The following is a 4241-nucleotide window of genomic DNA, read 5'->3' as shown; positions in this document are numbered from 1 at the left end:
ATAAAATATATCTTCAAGAATTAAAAGGAGTCATAAATTCATGAAATTTAAATTGATGAAGGTATTTTTTCTTGTATTGTTGGCAGTTTTAGCAGTGAGTGCTGTATGTGCGGCTGACAATAATGCAACTGATGAGATAGTCAGTATGGAAACTAACCAAAGCTATGATGAAATTAGTTTGGAGAATTTCGATAGTGAACAGATTAATGAAATTGATTTAAATCGGACCGAAAAATCTGATGAAAAATCAAATGAGATATTGGGTAAAATCAATGAGGAAGATAAGATATTATCAAGTACCAATGTAACTCCAATATTAACTGTAAGTATTATTGCACCTGAAAAATTAACTGCAACAAAAACACCAGAAGCTAAATTAACTGCAACAAAAAAAGTCGCTGCTAAAATAAAAGTAACTAAAACTAAGTATAAAACATTTAAAGGTAAATCAAAATATAAATGGAAAATTAAATTAAGCACCTGGAATAAAATGAAAAAACAAGCAATAAAACATTATAAATTCTTCAGAAAACATGGCAGTTATTATCCTGGTTTTTCAAATGGTGTTAAAGTAACAATTAAAAGAGGAGGTCATTCATATAGAGGAACAGCGTTTGCAGTTAGAAACTATAAGGGAATGAGATGTGAAGTAAGAGGATTGCCTTATGGAGAACGTGCATCAACATGGGGTGATTATTAACTGTTATTCTTTAAAATCTTTTTTTGAAGAATATTGGACATTAGAAAAAATTCAATTGATTCGAGTGAAATGTTAAAACTAGCATTTTCAATCTTTTTTCCTTTTTGAAGATGGGTCAAAATTATTTTATCAAATAATTTTATTTGTTTGTGATTATTAATCTTGGAAGGGATTCATTTTTTGTTTCAGAGTATATTATTTTTAAATTAATGGGTATTGCGCATAATTTTGTTTCTGTTTTTGTTCTTTTCGTCTTACTGTATTGAATTTAGTATTTTTATAACAAAAATTAAATAAATGATACAAAAAACCTAATCCATCTAATTTTAACAATAACAATTATTAAATAAAACACCATATATTAACATAGTAAAAAATACATTTGAAAAGTAAAATATTCAGATTGTATAAACGAAAGTAGATAATTGAATTAATTTAAACCATGATAATATGTTGGAATGGAGTATTTGTAGTGATTGCGGTACAATTTTAGATAAAAGCCAAGAGACTTGTCAAAATTGTCATACTGATGTGGAAAAAATTCATATGGATTATTTGGTTAGATACTTCAATAACCTGAAATTTATAGTCAAGACAGCAAGTGTCTTTAAGCCATACATTGAAAACCTAAAGGACATTTCCATTGAAACGGCAATAATGGATGATTTGTTCAGATATTTTTCATATCTTGGCTGGGGTGATGGAAAGATTACTGAAAATGAAGTCGAATTTATAAATGTGCTTTTGGATACTGCTTATACTGAAGAAGACATATTGAAACTGGTAGACGAAGAAATTGATGATTATCCGTTATCATTCAAATACCTGCATCAGCTAGACTTATATGGTAAAGACTTAGATATGCATGAATTAAGCTCAACAAATGAATTGTTTGGCTGTTATAAGCTATTCGGTAAATTTTTCATAACAGTGGACAATGAACTTGATGATGTCGTATTAAATAAATATTCCACCTACATCAATAAACTAGAATCCAAATTAACAGATGATAATGTTAATTTAAAACCGATTAAACTCAACCAAAACACCAGCACTGCAAATACCGTTGAGGAAACTCACACTTTAGATGAATATTTACAGGAATTAAACAAACTCATTGGTCTTGAAAAAGTTAAAAAAGATGTTAATTCATTACTTAATCTCGTTCAAATTAGAGAATTGCGTAAAAGTCGAGGCATATCACAGCCTCCAATGAGTTTGCATTTAGTATTTTCAGGAAATCCCGGAACAGGAAAAACAACAGTTGCAAGATTATTGTCAAAAATATATCACGAAATCGGAATTCTTTCAAAAGGTCATTTGATTGAAACCGACAGGTCAGGCCTTGTTGGTGGGTATGTCGGCCAAACTGCAATCAAAACTCAAGACGTAATTAAATCTGCAATGGGTGGAATTTTATTTATCGATGAAGCATATAGTCTGGCATCAAACAGTGAAAATGACTATGGTGCAGAAGCAATTGATACTCTTTTAAAGGCAATGGAAGATAATCGTGACGATTTGATTGTCATTGTTGCAGGTTATCCGGAACTTATGGACAAGTTCCTTAACTCAAATCCAGGTTTGGAGTCAAGATTCAACAAATTCATACTGTTTGAAGATTACAACGATGAGGAACTATATAAAATATTTCTGCTCATGTGTGAAGATTCCAATCTGGTGTTGGATAAAGGAGCTGATGAATACCTTCGCCAATACTTTAAAAAGATGTACGAGAACCGTTCCAAAAACTTTGCAAATGCCCGAGCTGTTAGAAACCTATTTGAAGAGGTGATAACCTCTCAAGCAAATCGTCTCGCTGGAAAAGACAATATAACTGATGAGGAATTAAATACGTTGACATATGAAGATTTCTTAGTTGGAGATGATTAGATGGGTGAAAAAATATGCACCGGCTGTGGCGAAAATGTAAACGATACTGCTAACTTTTGTCCTAACTGCAAATCAACTTCATTTAGACATAAGGCGGAAGTCACAGCAAATTCAAAGCCAAGTATTATTCATTCCCTGTTCTATTGGGAAGTTGATGGAAAATATATTTTGGCAAAATCAAAATTGGCAGCCATATTCACATTTGCTGTAATGATTTTATCCACTTTTGTTTCACCTGTTGTGCCTGGAATGCTTATATTAACAGCAATATTCACTCTACTGGTATTTTTGATAGGATATCTCGGCCATTATTTCAAGTTCAGGCCATCAAAAGCCAAGCTTGACAACAATGATTTGGGTTTGATTACTGATTTGAAAAATCTTCTGTTTTTCTGGCAAAGCAAGAAAACCGGAGGTTATGTCTTATCAAAGACAAAGATATTCAGTATACTGATATTTATAATTTTTTCATTGATTGCAGTCGTATCCAATTCACCTGCATTGGTTGTATATGTCGTAATAGGATTGATTTTTGCAATTCCGGCATCAATCATTGGTTTTGTAATACACAAGATTACCTATGAGGATAATACAAACGCTAAAAGAGTTTCATATACTGAAACTCAAAAGATGGAGCCTCCAAAAAAGGCCGTCAAGACCGCTCCACAAGTCAGTGTCCATGAGTTTGATGAATATGAAAGGCAGCTGGATGACCTTAAAAACGAGTATTATAAAAAGGATAGTCGTGCCCGAGAATTGATTGAAAAGAAATTCCAGCCACCGCAAATGACATATACCAAATTCATATCTGTAGTTGACAGCTCAACAAAGCTGTTCAACCAGGAAGCGGATAACATTTCAAACATCATAAGGCTCGCAAGTGAGGATTCGCCGAGAATCGAATCTGAAATCAAATCAAAGTTCAATACACTCAATTCAATATCTGACAAGCTTGACGGTTTGATTGATGAGTTGGTACTTTCACTTGATCCTGCCGGCAATGATGATGTCGAAGGCCTGTTGGGTGATATGGAAAATCTCATCGATTCGATTAAAAATTACGATTAGGTTAAATATTTTAACCTATATATCTTATTATCATGACAAAGTGGCCATACACCAAATATGCAAATGTTAATCCTCAAGTTTTGAACTATTTTCCATTCGAAAAGGCAAGAAAACACCAGCTTGAGACAATTTCAGAAATTCTTGAAGCAGTCGATAATGGGTATAAGTATATTGTTTTGGAAGCTGGGACAGGTACAGGCAAATCCGCAATAGCTGCAACGCTTTCAAGAATGTTTGAATCATCATATATATTGACTATTACAAAACAGCTTCAGGACCAGTATGTGCGGGATTTTAATGATTTCAGTGTTGTCAAGGGAAGATCAAATTTTAAGTGCAGATTGTCCAATGCTGGATGTGATGAGGGAAAATGTGTTCTCGAAGGCCACAATTGCAAATACAAAATAAAGGAAAAGGTCACTAGGGAAAATACCTGCAGCTATTACTGGCAAAAGTATTTGGCACTTAGCTCTGATGTGGTAATTTCAAATTATCCATACATGTTTTTGGAGCTTAATTATGTTGGGGATTTTACTAAAAGGTCTCTGATGGTATGTGATGAGGCCCACAACATTGAAAG

General features: G+C 33.0%; 4 protein-coding genes. All 4 read left to right on the top strand.

The features are described 5' to 3' along the window. Positions 1-40: 40 nt before the first annotated feature. Complete coding sequence (locus QZ143_RS08275; RefSeq protein WP_292883065.1) at positions 41-700, top strand: hypothetical protein; 660 nt, start codon at positions 41-43, stop codon at positions 698-700. Between the two features lie 450 nt (positions 701-1150). Then, a complete protein-coding gene (locus tag QZ143_RS08270) occupies positions 1151-2593 on the top strand; it encodes an AAA family ATPase (protein ID WP_292883063.1) in 1443 nt (480 codons plus the stop codon). Next, the gene (locus tag QZ143_RS08265) at positions 2594-3661 is read left to right on the top strand and encodes a zinc ribbon domain-containing protein (RefSeq protein ID WP_292883059.1); all 1068 of its coding nucleotides are present in this window, start codon (positions 2594-2596) and stop codon (positions 3659-3661) included. Between the two features lie 32 nt (positions 3662-3693). After that, on the top strand, positions 3694-4241 hold a 548-nt coding region (locus QZ143_RS08260), incomplete at its 3' end, for a DEAD/DEAH box helicase family protein (RefSeq protein WP_292883056.1).

Origin of the sequence: Methanobrevibacter sp. UBA188, from assembly GCF_905234905.1 — an archaeon.
GTDB lineage: Archaea > Methanobacteriota > Methanobacteria > Methanobacteriales > Methanobacteriaceae > Methanocatella.
Note: the sequence above shows the minus strand (reverse complement) of the source record. Positions and strands in the feature narration are given on the sequence as shown.

Coding starts and splice junctions, on each gene's coding strand:
- QZ143_RS08275 (WP_292883065.1), top strand. CDS start 41: ATGAAATTTAAATTGATGAAGGTATTTTTTCTTGTATTGTTGGCAGTT.
- QZ143_RS08270 (WP_292883063.1), top strand. CDS start 1,151: ATGTTGGAATGGAGTATTTGTAGTGATTGCGGTACAATTTTAGATAAA.
- QZ143_RS08265 (WP_292883059.1), top strand. CDS start 2,594: ATGGGTGAAAAAATATGCACCGGCTGTGGCGAAAATGTAAACGATACT.